Source organism: Kosakonia sp. R1.Fl (assembly GCF_023516815.1).
Classification (GTDB): domain Bacteria; phylum Pseudomonadota; class Gammaproteobacteria; order Enterobacterales; family Enterobacteriaceae; genus Kosakonia.
The window spans coordinates 4,357,485-4,373,262 of record NZ_JAMGSQ010000001.1 but is presented as its reverse complement, the minus strand read 5'-3'; the positions used below and the strand labels follow the sequence as shown (position 1 = coordinate 4,373,262).

The 15,778-nt window shown below is 54.1% G+C and carries 16 protein-coding genes; 15 read left to right on the top strand and 1 reads right to left on the bottom strand.

Translation table 11 applies throughout. The features are described 5' to 3' along the window. From M8Q36_RS20635 to ptsG, 11 genes are all read left to right on the top strand, one after another. Positions 1-954 (top strand): beta-ketoacyl-ACP synthase III, encoded by a 954-nt coding sequence (locus M8Q36_RS20635; RefSeq protein ID WP_249882191.1) that lies wholly within the window; start codon positions 1-3, stop codon positions 952-954. A gap of 16 nt (positions 955-970) precedes the next feature. Next, entirely contained in the window at positions 971-1,900 is a 930-nt protein-coding gene (gene fabD, locus M8Q36_RS20630) for an ACP S-malonyltransferase (protein ID WP_175272474.1), read from the top strand. Positions 1,901-1,912: 12 nt separating this feature from the next. Next, the gene (gene fabG / locus M8Q36_RS20625) at positions 1,913-2,647 is read left to right on the top strand and encodes a 3-oxoacyl-ACP reductase FabG (protein WP_017456423.1); all 735 of its coding nucleotides are present in this window, start codon (positions 1,913-1,915) and stop codon (positions 2,645-2,647) included. A 154-nt stretch (positions 2,648-2,801) separates the two neighbouring features. Continuing rightward, positions 2,802-3,038: an acyl carrier protein gene (acpP, locus tag M8Q36_RS20620; RefSeq protein WP_000103754.1), complete on the top strand. Its 237-nt coding sequence runs from the start codon at positions 2,802-2,804 to the stop codon at positions 3,036-3,038. A 91-nt stretch (positions 3,039-3,129) separates the two neighbouring features. After that, on the top strand, positions 3,130-4,371 hold the full coding sequence (fabF, locus tag M8Q36_RS20615; protein ID WP_044489622.1) for a beta-ketoacyl-ACP synthase II: 1,242 nt from the start codon (positions 3,130-3,132) through the stop codon (positions 4,369-4,371). Between the two features lie 116 nt (positions 4,372-4,487). Further along, positions 4,488-5,303 carry an aminodeoxychorismate lyase gene (gene pabC / locus M8Q36_RS20610; RefSeq protein ID WP_249882190.1) on the top strand — a complete coding sequence of 272 codons (816 nt, stop codon included), beginning with the start codon at positions 4,488-4,490 and terminating at the stop codon, positions 5,301-5,303. After that, positions 5,300-6,322, top strand: coding sequence for a cell division protein YceG (gene yceG, locus M8Q36_RS20605; protein ID WP_249882189.1), 1,023 nt, complete (start codon positions 5,300-5,302; stop codon positions 6,320-6,322). Before pabC ends, yceG begins: the two co-directional genes overlap by 4 nt. Further along, a complete protein-coding gene (gene tmk / locus M8Q36_RS20600) occupies positions 6,312-6,953 on the top strand; it encodes a dTMP kinase (protein ID WP_249882188.1) in 642 nt (213 codons plus the stop codon). The genes yceG and tmk overlap by 11 nt, the downstream gene beginning before the upstream one ends. Then, positions 6,950-7,954 carry a DNA polymerase III subunit delta' gene (gene holB / locus M8Q36_RS20595; RefSeq protein WP_249882187.1) on the top strand — a complete coding sequence of 335 codons (1,005 nt, stop codon included), beginning with the start codon at positions 6,950-6,952 and terminating at the stop codon, positions 7,952-7,954. Before tmk ends, holB begins: the two co-directional genes overlap by 4 nt. 9 nt (positions 7,955-7,963) lie before the next feature. Then, complete coding sequence (locus tag M8Q36_RS20590) at positions 7,964-8,758, top strand: metal-dependent hydrolase (protein ID WP_020457457.1); 795 nt, start codon at positions 7,964-7,966, stop codon at positions 8,756-8,758. Between the two features lie 299 nt (positions 8,759-9,057). After that, entirely contained in the window at positions 9,058-10,491 is a 1,434-nt protein-coding gene (ptsG, locus tag M8Q36_RS20585) for a PTS glucose transporter subunit IIBC (RefSeq protein ID WP_017456430.1), read from the top strand. 523 nt (positions 10,492-11,014) lie between these two features. Here the strand turns inward: ptsG and fhuE are convergent. Then, on the bottom strand, positions 11,015-13,228 hold the full coding sequence (gene fhuE / locus M8Q36_RS20580; RefSeq protein ID WP_249882186.1) for a ferric-rhodotorulic acid/ferric-coprogen receptor FhuE: 2,214 nt from the start codon (positions 13,226-13,228) through the stop codon (positions 11,015-11,017). A 339-nt stretch (positions 13,229-13,567) separates the two neighbouring features. Here fhuE and hinT point away from each other — a divergent pair, with 339 nt between their 5' ends. From hinT to thiK, 4 genes are read left to right on the top strand one after another with little or no spacing between them, the layout of a single operon-like run. After that, on the top strand, positions 13,568-13,927 hold the full coding sequence (gene hinT, locus M8Q36_RS20575) for a purine nucleoside phosphoramidase (protein WP_249882185.1): 360 nt from the start codon (positions 13,568-13,570) through the stop codon (positions 13,925-13,927). A gap of 1 nt (position 13,928) precedes the next feature. Then, positions 13,929-14,303, top strand: coding sequence for a YcfL family putative periplasmic lipoprotein (locus M8Q36_RS20570; RefSeq protein ID WP_249882184.1), 375 nt, complete (start codon positions 13,929-13,931; stop codon positions 14,301-14,303). A gap of 10 nt (positions 14,304-14,313) precedes the next feature. Beyond that, entirely contained in the window at positions 14,314-14,973 is a 660-nt protein-coding gene (gene lpoB / locus M8Q36_RS20565; protein ID WP_097407879.1) for a penicillin-binding protein activator LpoB, read from the top strand. After that, positions 14,954-15,778, top strand: coding sequence for a thiamine kinase (gene thiK / locus M8Q36_RS20560; protein ID WP_249882183.1), 825 nt, complete (start codon positions 14,954-14,956; stop codon positions 15,776-15,778). Before lpoB ends, thiK begins: the two co-directional genes overlap by 20 nt.

The window sequence follows — 15,778 nt, the reverse complement described above, 5'->3', positions numbered from 1 at the left end:
ATGTATACGAAGATTATTGGTACCGGCAGTTATCTGCCTGAGCAGGTTCGGACAAACGCCGATTTAGAAAAAATGGTGGAAACCTCTGACGAGTGGATTGTCAGCCGTACAGGGATCCGTGAGCGCCGCATCGCCGCCGCAAACGAAACGGTTTCGACCATGGGCTATGAAGCCGCTAAGCGTGCGCTTGAGATGGCGGGCATCGATAACGATCAGATTGGCTTGATCATTGTTGCTACCACTTCTGCAACGCATGCCTTCCCTAGCGCCGCTTGCCAAATCCAGAACATGCTGGAAATCAAAGGTTGCCCGGCGTTTGACGTTGCTGCTGCCTGTGCGGGCTTCACCTATGCGCTGAGCATCGCCGATCAGTATGTCAAATCTGGTGCGGTGAAACATGCGTTGGTCATTGGTTCTGATGCGCTCGCGCGGACATTAGATCCAGATGACCGCGGTACGATTATTCTGTTTGGTGATGGCGCAGGCGCTGTTGTGCTGGGCACTTCCGAAGAGCCAGGCATCATCTCCACACATATGCACGCAGACGGGAGCTACGGCGAGCTGCTGACGCTGCCTAATCTTGATCGTGTACACCCGGAAAACCCGACCTATCTGACGATGGCGGGTAACGAAGTATTCAAAGTTGCGGTGACAGAGCTGGCGCGTATTGTTGATGAAACATTATCAGCCAATAATCTTGAGCGCAGCGAGCTGGACTGGCTGGTGCCGCATCAGGCTAACTTGCGTATCATCAGCGCGACAGCGAAAAAGCTCGGCATGTCGATGGATAGCGTTGTTGTTACGCTGGATCGCCATGGCAACACTTCCGCAGCTTCCGTTCCCAGCGCGCTTGATGAAGCGGTACGCGACGGACGCATTAAGCCTGGGCAACTTGTCCTGCTGGAAGCGTTTGGTGGCGGGTTCACCTGGGGCTCGGCGCTGGTTCGTTTCTGAGTATAAGGATAAAAAAATGACGCAATTTGCTTTTGTGTTCCCGGGACAAGGCTCCCAAACCGTCGGTATGTTAGCTGATATGGCTGCGGCTTATCCGGTGATTGAAGAGACATTCGCAGAGGCATCAGCTGTTTTGGGTTATGATCTCTGGTCTCTGGTGCAACAAGGCCCGGCGGAAGAACTGAACAAAACCTGGCAGACACAACCGGCGCTACTGGCCGCTTCTGTCGCGCTTTGGCGCGTATGGCAGCAGCAGGGTGGTAAAACGCCTGCGCTGATGGCGGGGCATAGCCTGGGCGAATACTCCGCATTAGTGTGTGCGGGGGTTATCGCCTTTGCTGATGCGGTTCGTTTGGTTGAACTGCGTGGAAAATTCATGCAGGAAGCCGTGCCGGCGGGTACTGGCGCGATGTCTGCCATTATCGGCCTGGATGATGCTTCTATTGCCAAAGCATGTGAAGAATCTGCACAAGGGCAAGTTGTCTCTCCGGTGAACTATAATTCGCCAGGCCAGGTGGTTATTGCTGGTCATAAAGAAGCTGTTGAGCGCGCAGGTGCTGCTTGCAAAGCCGCAGGTGCCAAACGTGCACTGCCGCTGCCGGTGAGCGTACCGTCGCACTGCGCGCTGATGAAGCCTGCCGCAGAAAAACTGGCCGCTGAATTAAATAACATCACTTTTAACGCGCCGCAGATCCCGGTTGTAAATAACGTGGATGTGCAGTGCGAAACGACGCCAGAAGCGATTCGCGATGCGCTGGTGCGTCAGTTGTACAGCCCCGTGCAATGGACGAAGAGCGTTGAATTTATGGCGTCACAGGGCATTGAGCATCTGTATGAAGTTGGCCCGGGTAAAGTCCTCACCGGACTGGCTAAACGTATTGTTGACACCCTGACTGCATCTGCGCTCAACGAGCCGGTTGCCGTGTCAGAGGCACTTGCGCAATAAAAGAGGAAGACCATGAGTTTTGAAGGAAAAATCGCACTGGTAACCGGTGCAAGCCGCGGTATTGGTCGCGCTATTGCTGAAACCCTCGTTGCCCGTGGCGCGAAGGTAATCGGTACGGCGACCAGTGAGAGCGGCGCGCAGGCGATCAGCGACTATTTAGGTGCGAACGGCAAAGGTCTGCTGCTGAATGTGACCGATGCTGCATCCATCGAATCTGTTCTGGAAAACATTCGCGCAGAATTTGGCGAGGTTGATATTCTGGTAAATAATGCCGGGATCACCCGTGACAACCTGCTGATGCGCATGAAAGAGGATGAGTGGAACGATATTCTCGACACCAATCTTTCATCTGTTTTCCGTCTGTCAAAAGCGGTAATGCGCGCTATGATGAAAAAGCGTCATGGGCGTATTATCACTATCGGTTCTGTGGTTGGTACCATGGGAAATGCTGGTCAGGCCAACTACGCTGCGGCGAAAGCGGGTCTTATCGGTTTCAGTAAATCGCTGGCACGTGAAGTTGCGTCCCGCGGTATTACTGTAAACGTTGTTGCTCCGGGTTTTATTGAAACGGACATGACGCGTGCGCTGTCTGATGATCAGCGTGCGGGTATTCTGGCGCAGGTTCCTGCGGGTCGCCTTGGCGGCGCTCAGGAAATCGCCAGTGCGGTTGCATTTTTAGCCTCTGACGAGGCGGGTTACATCACTGGTGAAACCCTGCACGTCAATGGCGGAATGTATATGGTTTAACCACGATGAAAATTATTTGCGTTATTAGGGCGAAAGGCCTCAAAATAGCGTAAAATCGTGGTAAGAACTGCCGGGATTTAGTTGCAAATTTTTCAACATTTTATACACTACGAAAACCATCGCGAAAGCGAGTTTTGATAGGAAATTTAAGAGTATGAGCACTATCGAAGAACGCGTTAAGAAAATTATCGGCGAACAGCTGGGCGTTAAGCAGGAAGAAGTTACCAACAATGCTTCCTTCGTTGAAGACCTGGGCGCTGATTCTCTTGACACCGTTGAGCTGGTAATGGCTCTGGAAGAAGAGTTTGATACTGAGATTCCGGACGAAGAAGCTGAGAAGATCACCACCGTTCAGGCTGCCATTGATTACATCAACGGTCACCAGGCGTAAGTGAACATCTCCAGGCGGTCACTCGACCGCCTGAGTTTTATCTGTAGTTATCCCACGAATCTCTTTTTTTATCCCTCCCTGGAGGACAAACGTGTCTAAGCGTCGTGTAGTTGTGACCGGACTTGGCATGTTGTCTCCTGTCGGCAATACCGTAGAGTCTACCTGGAAAGCTCTCCTTGCCGGTCAGAGTGGCATCAGCCTGATCGACCATTTCGATACTAGCGCCTATGCAACCAAATTTGCTGGCTTAGTAAAGGATTTTAACTGTGAAGACATCATCTCGCGCAAAGAACAGCGCAAGATGGATGACTTCATTCAATATGGAATTGTGGCTGGCGTTCAGGCCATGCAGGATTCCGGCCTTGAAGTCACAGAAGAGAACGCATCCCGTATTGGCGCAGCGATTGGTTCTGGTATCGGCGGTCTCGGCCTGATCGAAGAAAACCATAGCTCCCTCGTCAAGGGTGGGCCGCGTAAAATCAGCCCGTTCTTTGTACCTTCAACGATTGTCAACATGGTGGCAGGTCATCTGACTATCATGTTCGGTCTGCAAGGCCCGAGTATTTCCATCGCGACAGCGTGTACCTCAGGTGTGCATAACATCGGTCATGCGGCACGTATCATTGCCTACGGCGATGCTGATGCCATGCTGGCAGGCGGTGCGGAAAAAGCGAGTACGCCGTTAGGCGTTGGTGGCTTTGGCGCAGCGCGCGCGCTGTCTACCCGCAACGATAACCCGCAGGCGGCAAGCCGTCCGTGGGACAAAGAACGTGACGGCTTTGTTCTCGGCGATGGCGCTGGCATCATCATGCTGGAAGAGTATGAGCATGCGAAAAAACGCGGCGCGAAAATTTATGCTGAAATCGTCGGCTTTGGTATGAGCAGCGATGCGTACCATATGACCTCTCCGCCGGAAAACGGTGCGGGTGCCGCGAAGGCGATGGTTAATGCACTGCGTGATGCCGGCATCACCCCGGGCCAGATTGGCTATGTTAATGCGCACGGTACGTCTACGCCAGCGGGTGACATGGCAGAGGCGCAGGCCGTGAAATCGGTATTTGGCGATGCGGCTCGCACAGTAATGGTTAGCTCGACCAAATCGATGACCGGCCATCTGTTGGGTGCGGCAGGCGCAGTAGAATCTATCTACTCGATCCTCGCCCTGCGCGATCAGGCTGTTCCGCCGACCATCAACCTGGATAACCCGGATGAAGGTTGCGATCTGGATTTTGTGCCACATGTTGCACGCCAGGTGAGCGGTATGGAGTACACCCTGTGTAACTCCTTCGGTTTCGGTGGCACCAACGGCTCATTGATCTTCAAGAAAGTTTGATCATTTAGCTGTGTAATGAAGGCCCGCTTGTCGGGCCTTTTCTATTCGGGTTTATCCCCTTGTCCTGCGCTTTTCATCCTGCCAAACTGTCCGGTCAGACGCATAAGGAGCCCTCTATGTCCTTGATTAATGGTAAAGAGCAGCAATGGCTTGCCGCGAATGATCGGGCGACGCAATTTGGCGATGGCTGTTTTACCACCGCGCGTGTCCTTGATGGGCAAATCCAGTTTCCCGACGCGCATCTCCAGCGCCTGCGTCTTGCCTGTAAACGGCTGCGGATCCCTTATCTCGACTGGGACATACTGGCGCAGGAAATGGCACACCTCGCGAAAGAGAAAGAAGAGGGGGTGGTGAAAGTTATTCTCAGCCGTGGCACTGGCGGACGAGGCTATAGCGCAGCGGGTTGTGATACGCCGACGCGGATAGTGTCGCTATCAGCAAGCCCTGCCCATTACTCTCGGTGGCGGCAGGAAGGGGTAACCCTGGCGTTGAGTGATATTCGCCTCGGGCGTAACCCGATGCTTGCCGGGATCAAACACCTTAACCGCCTGGAGCAGGTATTGATTCGCACCGGGCTTGAGCAGACCTCTGCTGATGAAGCGCTGGTACTGGATAGCGAAGGCTGGCTGGTTGAATGTTGTGCCGCCAATATCTTCTGGCGGCAGGGTTCGAAGGTCTTCACGCCGCGCGTTGATCAGGCCGGTGTTGATGGCATCATGCGTCAATATTGTTTGCGCCAGCTGAAAACTTCCGCTTTTGAGGTTGTCGAAGTCAATGCGCGGCATGATGTGCTGATGCTGGCCGACGAAGTCATTATTTGTAACGCGTTGATGCCAGTTGTCCCGGTTCGCCAGTGGGCGGAACAGCACTGGTCAGCGCGGGATTTGTACCACTTTTTAGCCCCCTTGTGTGAGCGCATAAATCCGTCATGAAGAAAATGTTACGCGTAGTTCTCCTCCTGTTGGCTTTGCTGGTTATCGCGGCGGGAGCCGGCGTCTGGAAGGTTCGCCAGTTAGCGGACAGCCAGATCCTGATTAAAGATGAAACCATTTTCACGCTGCCCGCCGGAACCGGCCGTGTGGCGTTGGGTGAATTGCTGTATCGCGAAAAGGTTATTAATCGCCCGCGTGTGTTTCAGTGGCTGCTGCGACTGGAACCGGATCTTTCCCATTTCAAAGCCGGCACCTACCGTTTTACACCGAAGATGACCGTGCGCGAGATGTTGCAGTTACTGGAGAGCGGTAAAGAAGCACAGTTTCCGCTGCGACTGGTCGAAGGCATGCGCCTGAGTGATTACCTCAAGCAACTGCGCGACGCACCGTATATTAAGCACACACTGAAAGATGATGATTACGCCACGGTGGCTGAGGCGCTGAAACTGGAACACCCGCAATGGGTTGAAGGCTGGTTTTGGCCCGATACCTGGATGTACACCGCTAATACGACCGACATTGCGTTGCTCAAGCGTGCGCATCAGAAAATGTCGCGTGCGGTGGAGCAAGCCTGGGAAGGGCGTATGGAGGGGCTACCGTATAAAGATCAGAACCAACTGGTAACCATGGCGTCGATTGTCGAAAAAGAGACGGCTGTTGCCAGCGAGCGCGATCAGGTGGCCTCCGTCTTTATTAACCGCCTGCGCATCGGGATGCGGCTGCAGACCGATCCGACGGTTATCTACGGGATGGGCGCGCGTTATAATGGTAAGCTGTCGCGCACCGATCTGGAAACGCCGACCGACTATAACACCTATGTAATTAGCGGTTTGCCGCCGGGCCCTATTGCTACACCCGGTGAGGCCTCGCTGAAAGCGGCGGCGCATCCGGCTAAGACGCCGTATCTCTATTTTGTCGCGGATGGTAAAGGCGGACATACATTTAATACCAATCTCGCCAGCCATAACCGGGCAGTGCAGGACTACCTGAAAGTACTTAAGGAAAAAAATGGGCAGTAAATACATCGTTATCGAAGGGCTTGAAGGCGCAGGGAAAACCACGGCGCGCGATGTCATCGTTGAGACGCTGAAAGAGCTTGGCGTCGGTGAAATGGTGTTTACGCGGGAACCGGGCGGTACGCTGCTGGCAGAAAAATTGCGTAGCCTGGTGCTGGATATTCGTTCCGTTGGTGATGAAGTCATTACCGATAAAGCCGAAGTTCTGATGTTTTACGCAGCCCGGGTTCAACTGGTCGAAACCGTCATTAAACCCGCACTGGCGCGTGGTTGCTGGGTGATCGGCGATCGCCATGACCTCTCAACGCAGGCGTACCAGGGCGGCGGACGAGGCATTGATCAGACCATGCTGGCCACGCTGCGCGATGTCGTACTGGGCGATTTTCGCCCGGACTTGACGCTCTATCTGGATGTTACGCCGGAAGTTGGCCTGAAACGTGCGCGTGCGCGTGGCGAGCTGGATCGTATTGAGCAAGAGTCGCTGGATTTCTTTAATCGTACCCGCGCGCGCTACCTTGAACTGGCTGCGCAAGATGAGCGTATTCGCACCGTTGATGCGACTCAACCGCTGGATAACGTGATTGCCGACATCCGCCAGACGGTAACAGCCTGGGTGCAGGAGCAGGGCGCATGAAATGGTATCCGTGGCTGCGTCCCGATTTTGAGCAACTGGTTGCCAGTTATCAGAGCGGTCGTGGGCACCACGCGTTGCTGATCCACGCCCTGCCGGGGATGGGCGAAGATGCGTTGATTTACGCCATCAGTCGTTTCCTGTTATGCCAGACACCTGTAGGCCATAAAAGCTGCGGCCACTGCCGCGGCTGTCAGCTTATGCAGGCTGGAACGCATCCTGATTACTATGCACTGGCACCGGAAAAAGGAAAATCCGCGCTGGGCATTGATGCGGTGCGTGAAGTGAGTGAAAAGCTTTACGAACATGCGCGGCTGGGCGGCGCGAAAGTGGTGTGGATCCAGGATGCCGCGTTATTGACCGACGCGGCCGCCAACGCGTTGCTGAAGACGCTGGAAGAGCCGCCCGCGCGCACCTGGTTCTTCCTCGGCTGTCGGGAGCCGGCAAGATTATTAGCGACTTTGCGCAGTCGCTGCCGCTTGCACCACCTTGCGCCTCCCGCAGAAAACTATGCCTGCAGCTGGCTTGCACGGGAAGTTACCGCCTCGCAAGAGACAATTCTGACCGCATTACGTTTGTGCGCCGGTTCGCCTGGTGCGGCAGAAGCGCTGCTTCAGGACGATGTTTGGGCGCAACGGCAGACGCTTTGCCAGGCGACAGAGGCAGCGCTGAATAATGGTGACTGGCTGGCGATGCTCCCAACGCTGAACCACGATAAAGTGGCTGAGCGTTTACAGTGGCTCTCTGCGTTGCTGCTTGATGCATTAAAAATGCAGCAAGGCGCGACGTTGCTTAGCAATGTCGATGCCTTAGCGCTGGTAGAGAAGCTGGCGCGCCAGGTGCAAGCGCCAACGCTGCACGCGCTACTGCATGCTATTTTTACCTGTCGTGAACAGTTGCTTAGTGTGGTTGGGGTTAACCGCGAGTTGCTGTTGACCGATCTATTGTTAACGCTGGAACGTTATCAGCAAACAGGTGTAACGCTTCCTGTCTCCCATCTGTAAGAGAAGATTATGTTTTTAGTTGATTCGCACTGCCACCTCGATGGCCTGGATTATCACTCTTTGCACAAAGACGTTGATGACGTACTGGCAAAAGCCGCCGCGCGCGATGTGAAGTTTTGTCTGGCGGTTGCCACCACGTTACCGGGCTACCGCGCAATGCGTGAGCTGGTGGGTGAGCGCCCGAATGTGGTCTTTTCCTGCGGTGTGCACCCGCTGAATCAGGACGAAGAGTACGATGTCGACACGCTGCGCCAACTGGCGGCGGAAGAGGGCGTCGTGGCGATGGGAGAAACCGGACTGGACTATTTTTATACGCCGGAAACGAAGCCGCGCCAGCAGGAATCCTTCCGTAACCATATCCGCATTGGCCGTGAACTGAACAAGCCGGTGATCGTCCATACGCGCGATGCGCGAGAAGATACGCTTGCGATTTTGCAGGAAGAGCGCGTGACGGATTGCGGTGGTGTGTTGCACTGCTTTACTGAAGATCGTGAAACGGCAGGTAAGCTGCTGGATATGGGCTTTTACATCTCGTTTTCGGGTATCGTCACCTTCCGCAACGCGGAGCAGTTGCGTGATGCGGCACGTTACATTCCACTCGATCGCTTACTGGTCGAAACCGATTCGCCTTATCTCGCCCCGGTGCCGCATCGCGGTAAAGAGAATCAGCCAGCGATGACGCGCGATGTGGCGGAATATATGGCGGTGCTGAAAGGCGTTTCTGTCGAAGAACTTGCTCAACAAACGACACAGAACTTTGCCCGTTTGTTCCATGTTGACCCATCCCGCCTGCAATCTGCCTGATCTGTCAGCTTATTTTAGTACTCGTAATTAATAAACGATCGGAGTAAAGTTCACCGCCATAAAAAAGGCGGTGGCGGTCGTTTTTCATACGGAAGCCGACACCTTTTGTAAATCAGTGTGAGTTTCGTAACTGGCGCTAGCTGAAACGTGATAGCCGTCAAACAAACTTTTACTGATTTATTTTACTCTGTGTAATAAATAAAGGGCGCTTAGATGCCCTTCCCACGGCGCGGTTCTCCCCCCTCGCCAATGCGTGAAAGCGTAGAAAAAAGCACTAATACTCAGGAGCACTCTCAATTATGTTTAAGAATGCATTTGCTAACCTGCAGAAGGTCGGTAAATCGCTGATGCTGCCAGTATCCGTACTGCCTATCGCAGGTATCCTGCTGGGCGTCGGTTCTGCAAACTTCAGCTGGCTGCCAGAAGTGGTTTCCCACGTTATGGCCGAAGCGGGCGGTTCCGTTTTTGCTAACATGCCGTTGATCTTCGCTATCGGTGTTGCGCTTGGCTTCACCAATAACGACGGCGTTTCGGCGCTGGCCTCCGTTGTTGCCTACGGCATCATGGTGAAAACCATGGCAGTGGTTGCGCCGCTGGTTCTGCATTTACCTGCTGAAGAAATTGCCGCAAAACACCTGGCTGATACCGGTGTGCTTGGCGGTATTATCTCCGGTGCGATTGCCGCGTATATGTTTAACCGCTTCTATCGCATCAAGCTGCCTGAGTATCTGGGCTTCTTCGCTGGTAAACGTTTCGTGCCGATCATCTCCGGTCTGGCAGCGATTTTCACCGGCGTGATCCTCTCCTTCATTTGGCCGCCGATCGGTACTGCGATTCAGACCTTCTCCCAGTGGGCCGCTTACCAGAACCCGGTTGTGGCGTTCGGTATCTACGGTTTCATTGAACGTTGCCTGGTGCCGTTTGGTCTGCACCATATCTGGAACGTACCTTTCCAGATGCAGATTGGCGAGTTCACCAACGCAGCAGGTCAGGTGTTCCACGGCGATATCCCGCGTTATATGGCGGGTGACCCGACTGCGGGCAAACTGTCTGGCGGCTTCCTGTTCAAAATGTACGGTCTGCCGGCTGCTGCTATCGCTATCTGGCACTCCGCAAAACCGGAAAACCGCGCGAAAGTGGGCGGTATCATGATCTCCGCAGCGCTGACCTCGTTCCTGACCGGTATCACCGAGCCGATCGAGTTCTCCTTCATGTTCGTTGCGCCGATCCTGTACGTTATCCACGCGATTCTGGCTGGTCTGGCATTCCCGATCTGTATCCTGCTGGGTATGCGTGACGGTACGTCGTTCTCTCACGGTCTGATTGACTTCATCGTGCTGAGCGGCAACAGCAGCAAACTGTGGCTGTTCCCGGTTATCGGTGCGTGCTACGCGGTGGTTTACTACACCATCTTCCGCGTGCTGATCAAAGCGCTGGATCTGAAAACCCCGGGTCGTGAAGACACCACTGAAGAGAGCAAAGCTGGTGTTACCAGCGAAATGGCTCCGGCTCTGGTTACGGCGTTCGGCGGTAAAGAGAACATCACCAACCTGGATGCGTGCATCACGCGTCTGCGTGTCAGCGTGGCTGACGTAGCGAAAGTGGATCAGGCTGGCCTGAAGAAACTGGGTGCTGCGGGTGTGGTTGTTGCTGGTTCCGGTGTGCAGGCAATTTTCGGTACTAAATCCGATAACCTGAAAACCGAAATGGATGAGTACATCCGTAACAACTAAGCCATAGTCTGGGGAGACTGAGGGAGCCTGATGGCTCCCTTTTTTATTGCCCACTGAAAACCACGTTCATGGATGTTGTCAGTAGCAGTTTTTGGTTGCGGATTTACATTTCACGGAGCAGACAGCGATTTCCTTTTAGACCGTCGGTATGCCTTTTCTGGCGCAATCAATGTGTTTTTTGTAACGGCGAATTTTCACTGTTCTGAAAAAGCAGTGGAGAAAATCAGTCGCCGCCAACAGACCGTGTGCGGTCAACCGCCTCCGCGCCCACACACTCGCTGCGATTGCCACCGAATGTGGCTCACAAATGCGTCCACAAACTCACGTCAGGTTTAGCGCTCAACGTACGGAGGTAAAAGATCTGCCATAAACGGCCCGTTGATGCTGGCTGGGGGGAAGCAGGGCAGTTATTGGTGATGGCGGTTTTCGCGGGGACCACGCAGTTTTTGGAAAACATAATCTGTAGAGCATAAAAAAGCCCGCGTGTCGTACAGCGGGCTTAGCGAGTGCACAGCTGTGATTATCAGAAGCTGTAACTGGCGCTTACGGAGAAGTTACGCGGCGCACCGTACACACCATAAGTGCCCAGATAATCGTAATACTCTTTATCGAACACATTGTTCAGATTGGCTTGAACCGCAAAGTTTTTGGTTGCCTGGTAGCGGGTGAAGAGAGCCACCACCGTATAACCGCTCTGGGTGATGCGCATATCGCCGCTCGGGCCTTTGATATCCTGCCAGGTTTTATTCTGCCAGCGCGCGCCGCCGCCAACGGAAAGCTCTGGCAGCATCGGCAACTGGTAACGCGTGAATAATTTCATGGTAGTGCGCGCCTGTTCCGGGTTAACGGCTACACCGTCACCATCTTCAGCCATAAAACGGCTGGCACCAAAGGTGAGCTGTAAGTTGTCGGTGAGAGCACCATTGAGCTCAAATTCGACGCCTTTGCTTACCGTGCCGTTGACGGATCTATACGCTGTCTGGCCGCCGGAGTTCGGAATGTACTCGCCTGTCGATACGGCAACGTGATCCTGCTCGGTACGGAATACTGCCAGGGTCGCCGTCAAACGTGTGTTATACCAGTCACCCTTGATCCCGGCTTCATAGCTTTTACCGGTTGTAGGTTCCAGGAACTCGCTGTTGATATCGCGCTGGCTGGACGGTTCGAAAATAGAGGTGTAGCTACCGTAAACAGACCAGGTGTCATCAATGTCATAAATCAGACCAGCGTAGGGCGTAACGTCATCGGACTTGCTGTTACGGATCTCATCCGGCTTACGTTCCAGATTATATTTTGCGCTCCATTCGGTATAACGCGCGCCGAGGATCAAGTGCAGCGGATCGGCCAAAGAGATACGCGTTGCCGCATACAGTGATTTCTGGCGGATCACATCGCGCTGGTAGAGCGCCCACTCAGACCAGCTCGGGTCGGCCAGCGTGTTACCGTTATATTTATGAATGTTGCCGACATCCATCAGGCCGGAATTGTCATTAACCGGGTATGAGTTGTCATAATTGTTGCGCTGGCGGCTGTAGCTACCGCCGAACATTACTTCGTGCTGGCGACCAAACAAATCGTACCCACCGCGCACAAATGCATCAATGGAGTCCTGTTTGCGCTCGCCACGGTTCCAGCCGCCCCATGCGCCTTGCCACTGCGAGGCATCATACAGACCAGTGGTTTTATCCGGGTAACCGTCGATATACATCAACTTGCTGTCGAAGTTGGTTTCCGCATGCATGGCGTTAATTTTAGCCTCCCAGCCGTTATCAAAACGCTGAGTCAGGTTGGCGAAAATTTTTGAAGAGTCGACGTTAGAGTAAGCCCAGTCAGCAGCGGTATTGAAACCGCGGCGGAAATGCGTGCGGCTGCCATCACTGTACAGCGACGGGAAACCGCCCCACGTTGGGCTGTCTTCTTCACTTTCCTGATAGTCATAGCCGAGAGAAAGGGTAGTGGAATCAGTGATATCTGCATCTACTACACCGGTGATGAATTTTTTGCGGTAGTGGTTACGTTCAACCCAGGAATCTTTATCCTGATAACCGGTGATAACCCGGCCGCGCACATTGCCCGATTCGGTCAGCGGTGCTTGCAGATCCAGCACATAACGCTGGTCGTCCCAACTGCCGTAAGTCGCAGTGGCGGTTCCTTTGAATTCTTTGCTGTCGGCATGTTTACGCACCATGTTGACATAAGCAGAGGGATTACCTGTTCCACTCATCAGACCGGCCGCGCCGCGCACCACTTCAATCTTGTCATAAATTGCCGTGTCGCCTGCGGTATCACCAAAATTCCAGCGGTTATCAAGAAATGTCGGCATATCTTCATAAGCAAAGTTACTGACGAAAAAGCCCCGAGCGAAAAAGTTCGTACGGTGGCTGTCAATGCGCGATGCGCTGACGCCAATCGTATTATCCAGCACTTGTTCGATCGTATTTAGCTGCTGATCCTGCATACGCTGCTGGCTGACTACACTCACAGATTGTGGAATATCTCGCGGGACCAGTAACAGCTTGGTGCCAGTGGTGGTGGTTTTTACGCTGTAGTCTTGCGCCTGGCTGTCAGAGGTGCTTAATGCTGCGCCATCAACCACAACCGTATCTTCAGATGCTGCAGCGGTATCTGCCGCAAACGCAGCAGAGGGGACTAAAGCCATTGCAATGCAGGCGGCAAGCAGAGACGGTGTAGCGGCTAACGAACGCGCTTCGTTCCTGGCGTGATGAGTGAAAGACATGAATAAACCCTTAATGGTGCGTTAGAGGGAAAGCCTTGCCGCGATACGTTGTCGCGTCAGGCGGGTTTTGTAATTCGTCTGGTAATAATTGCGCATGAAAATGCAAATGCGAAATATACGCATTCACTTCATGAATGTAAACAGATGTAATATTCACTTCTGAAATGCAATTTCATCGCAGTGCGGTTTAAACACGGGCGATTTGCACGTCAACAAATCCGGAAAGGTGAAAGAAAAACAGCGTTTTGGTTGAAACAACAAGAGAATCTCGATCATACTCTAGGGCACGTAATTGACGACGGCTGCGGGCTGGCTCCGCGTACATAAAAGGAAAACGTCATGGCCGAAGAAACCATTTTCAGTAAAATCATCCGCCGCGAAATTCCCTCGGATATTGTTTACCAGGATGAACTGGTTACCGCTTTTCGCGATATCTCTCCGCAAGCTCCAACCCATGTCCTGATTGTGCCAAACATCCTGATCCCAACCGTGAATGACGTGACCGAAGCGCACGAGCAGGCGCTGGGGCGCATGGTGACGGTTGCGGCGAAAATCGCCCGCGATGAGGGGGTTGCTGAAGACGGTTACCGTTTGATCATGAACTGTAATCGTCATGGCGGCCAGGAGGTTTACCATATTCATATGCACCTGCTCGGCGGGCGCGCATTAGGGCCGATGCTGGCTCATAAAGGTCTTTAATATGACGAACGGGCGTGTCGCGTTATGGCTGGCAGCGCTGGTGCTGGTGGGGTGCAGTTCACGTCCAACGATCCCGGTCGCCGACGACCAGACGTTAGTGATGGAATCGAGCATTCTGGCCTCAGGGATTATTGCGCAGCCGCCGACGTTAAGTACGCAGGAACTCCAGCCTTCCGCGTCTTCACGGTTGTTTAATGAACGACAGCAGCCCGTTATCGTGCATTATCGTTTTTTCTGGTATGACGCCAGAGGTCTGGAAATGCACCCGCTGGAAGCGCCGCGAACCGTCACGATCCCGGGAAATTCGGGCGTGACGGTGTATGGCAGCGCCAACTATTTGGGTGCGCACAGCGTCAGACTTTATCTTTACCTGTAAGGGGTGACTCTTGATTAAAACTATTGGACGCTACGCGCTACTGACAACCCTGGCCGTGCTGCTTGCGGGTTGTATTAGCGATCAGCAACCCGCGCCGGTTGATCAGGCGGGTGGTGCAGGCACGCCGCAACAACCTACGCCGGTAGAGCCGCAACAACCGGTGCCGGAAGTGCCTTCTGTCCCGACGCTGCCGCAGCAGCAACCGGGGCCAATTGAGCACCAGGATCAAACGGGGCAGCCCGCGCCGCGCGAGCGTCATTTTGACTGGAATGGCGCCGTTCAGCCGATGGTCGGTAAAATGTTGCAGGCCAGCGGCGCGAACGCAGGCAGCGTGCTGTTAGTGGATAGCGTTAATAACCGAACCAACGGTTCCATTAACACGAGCGAAGCAACGGGTGTGGTGCGCAATGCGTTAGCGAATAACGGTAAATTTACGCTTGTTACCGAGCAGCAACTGGCGGTCGCGAAGCAACAACTGGGGCTCTCTCCACAGGACAGCCTCGGTACGCGCAGTAAAGCCATCGGTATTGCCCGTAACGTCGGGGCGCAGTATGTGCTCTACTCCAACGCGACCGGGAATGTCAACGCACCGGCGCTGCAAATGCAATTGATGCTGGTACAGACCGGCGAAATTATCTGGTCGGGTAAAGGTGCGGTTCAGCAACAATAAACAGACGCGTGACGAGGTGTTGTCACGCTACTTTCCGACCTATACTCCCGTCGCCAGCCAGAATACCGGCCTCAGCGGCGGGAGTTGTCTTATTAGCGATGGACGGCATACGCTGGTGCTGCGAAAACGGCACCAGGCGACATCATCGCCTTTTCTGCGTCAGTATCGCTTACTCCGCCGCTTGCCGGCTTCTATTGCTCCACGCCCGCGCTTATTCACCGGCGAGTGGATGGCGGTCGATTATCTACCCGGCGAGGTCTGCGCTGTGCTGCCGCAGGCCAGTGTGCTGGTGCCGTTACTGTACGATTTACACCGCCAGCCGCTGTTTGGCTGGCGGATAACATTATTGCCGCTGCTTGAAGGTTACTGGCAGCAGAGTGCGCGTTCGCGGCGGACGCCGTTCTGGTTGCGCCAGTTAAAACAGTTGCGCCAGCAAAAAGAGCCTGTGCCGCTACGGCAGGCACCGTTACATATGGATGTCCACGCCGGAAACCTGGTGCAGAGTGCCAGGGGGGTGCGGCTGATCGACTGGGAATATGCGGGCGATGGCGATGTCGCGCTGGAATTGGCGGCGATATGGACGAAAAACGAGGCAGAGCGGCAGGAACTGGTGAATCGCTATGCGCATCAGTCTGCCATTAATCCCGCTTTGCTGTGGCGCCAGGTCCGGCGCTGGCGTCCGTGGGTTTTGATGCTGATGGCTGGCTGGTATGAGTGCCGCTGGCAGCAAACGGGCGATCAACAATTTATTACGCTGGCGAATGAAATATGGCGTCAGCTAGCGAAAAAAGAACAAGAGAGGTAA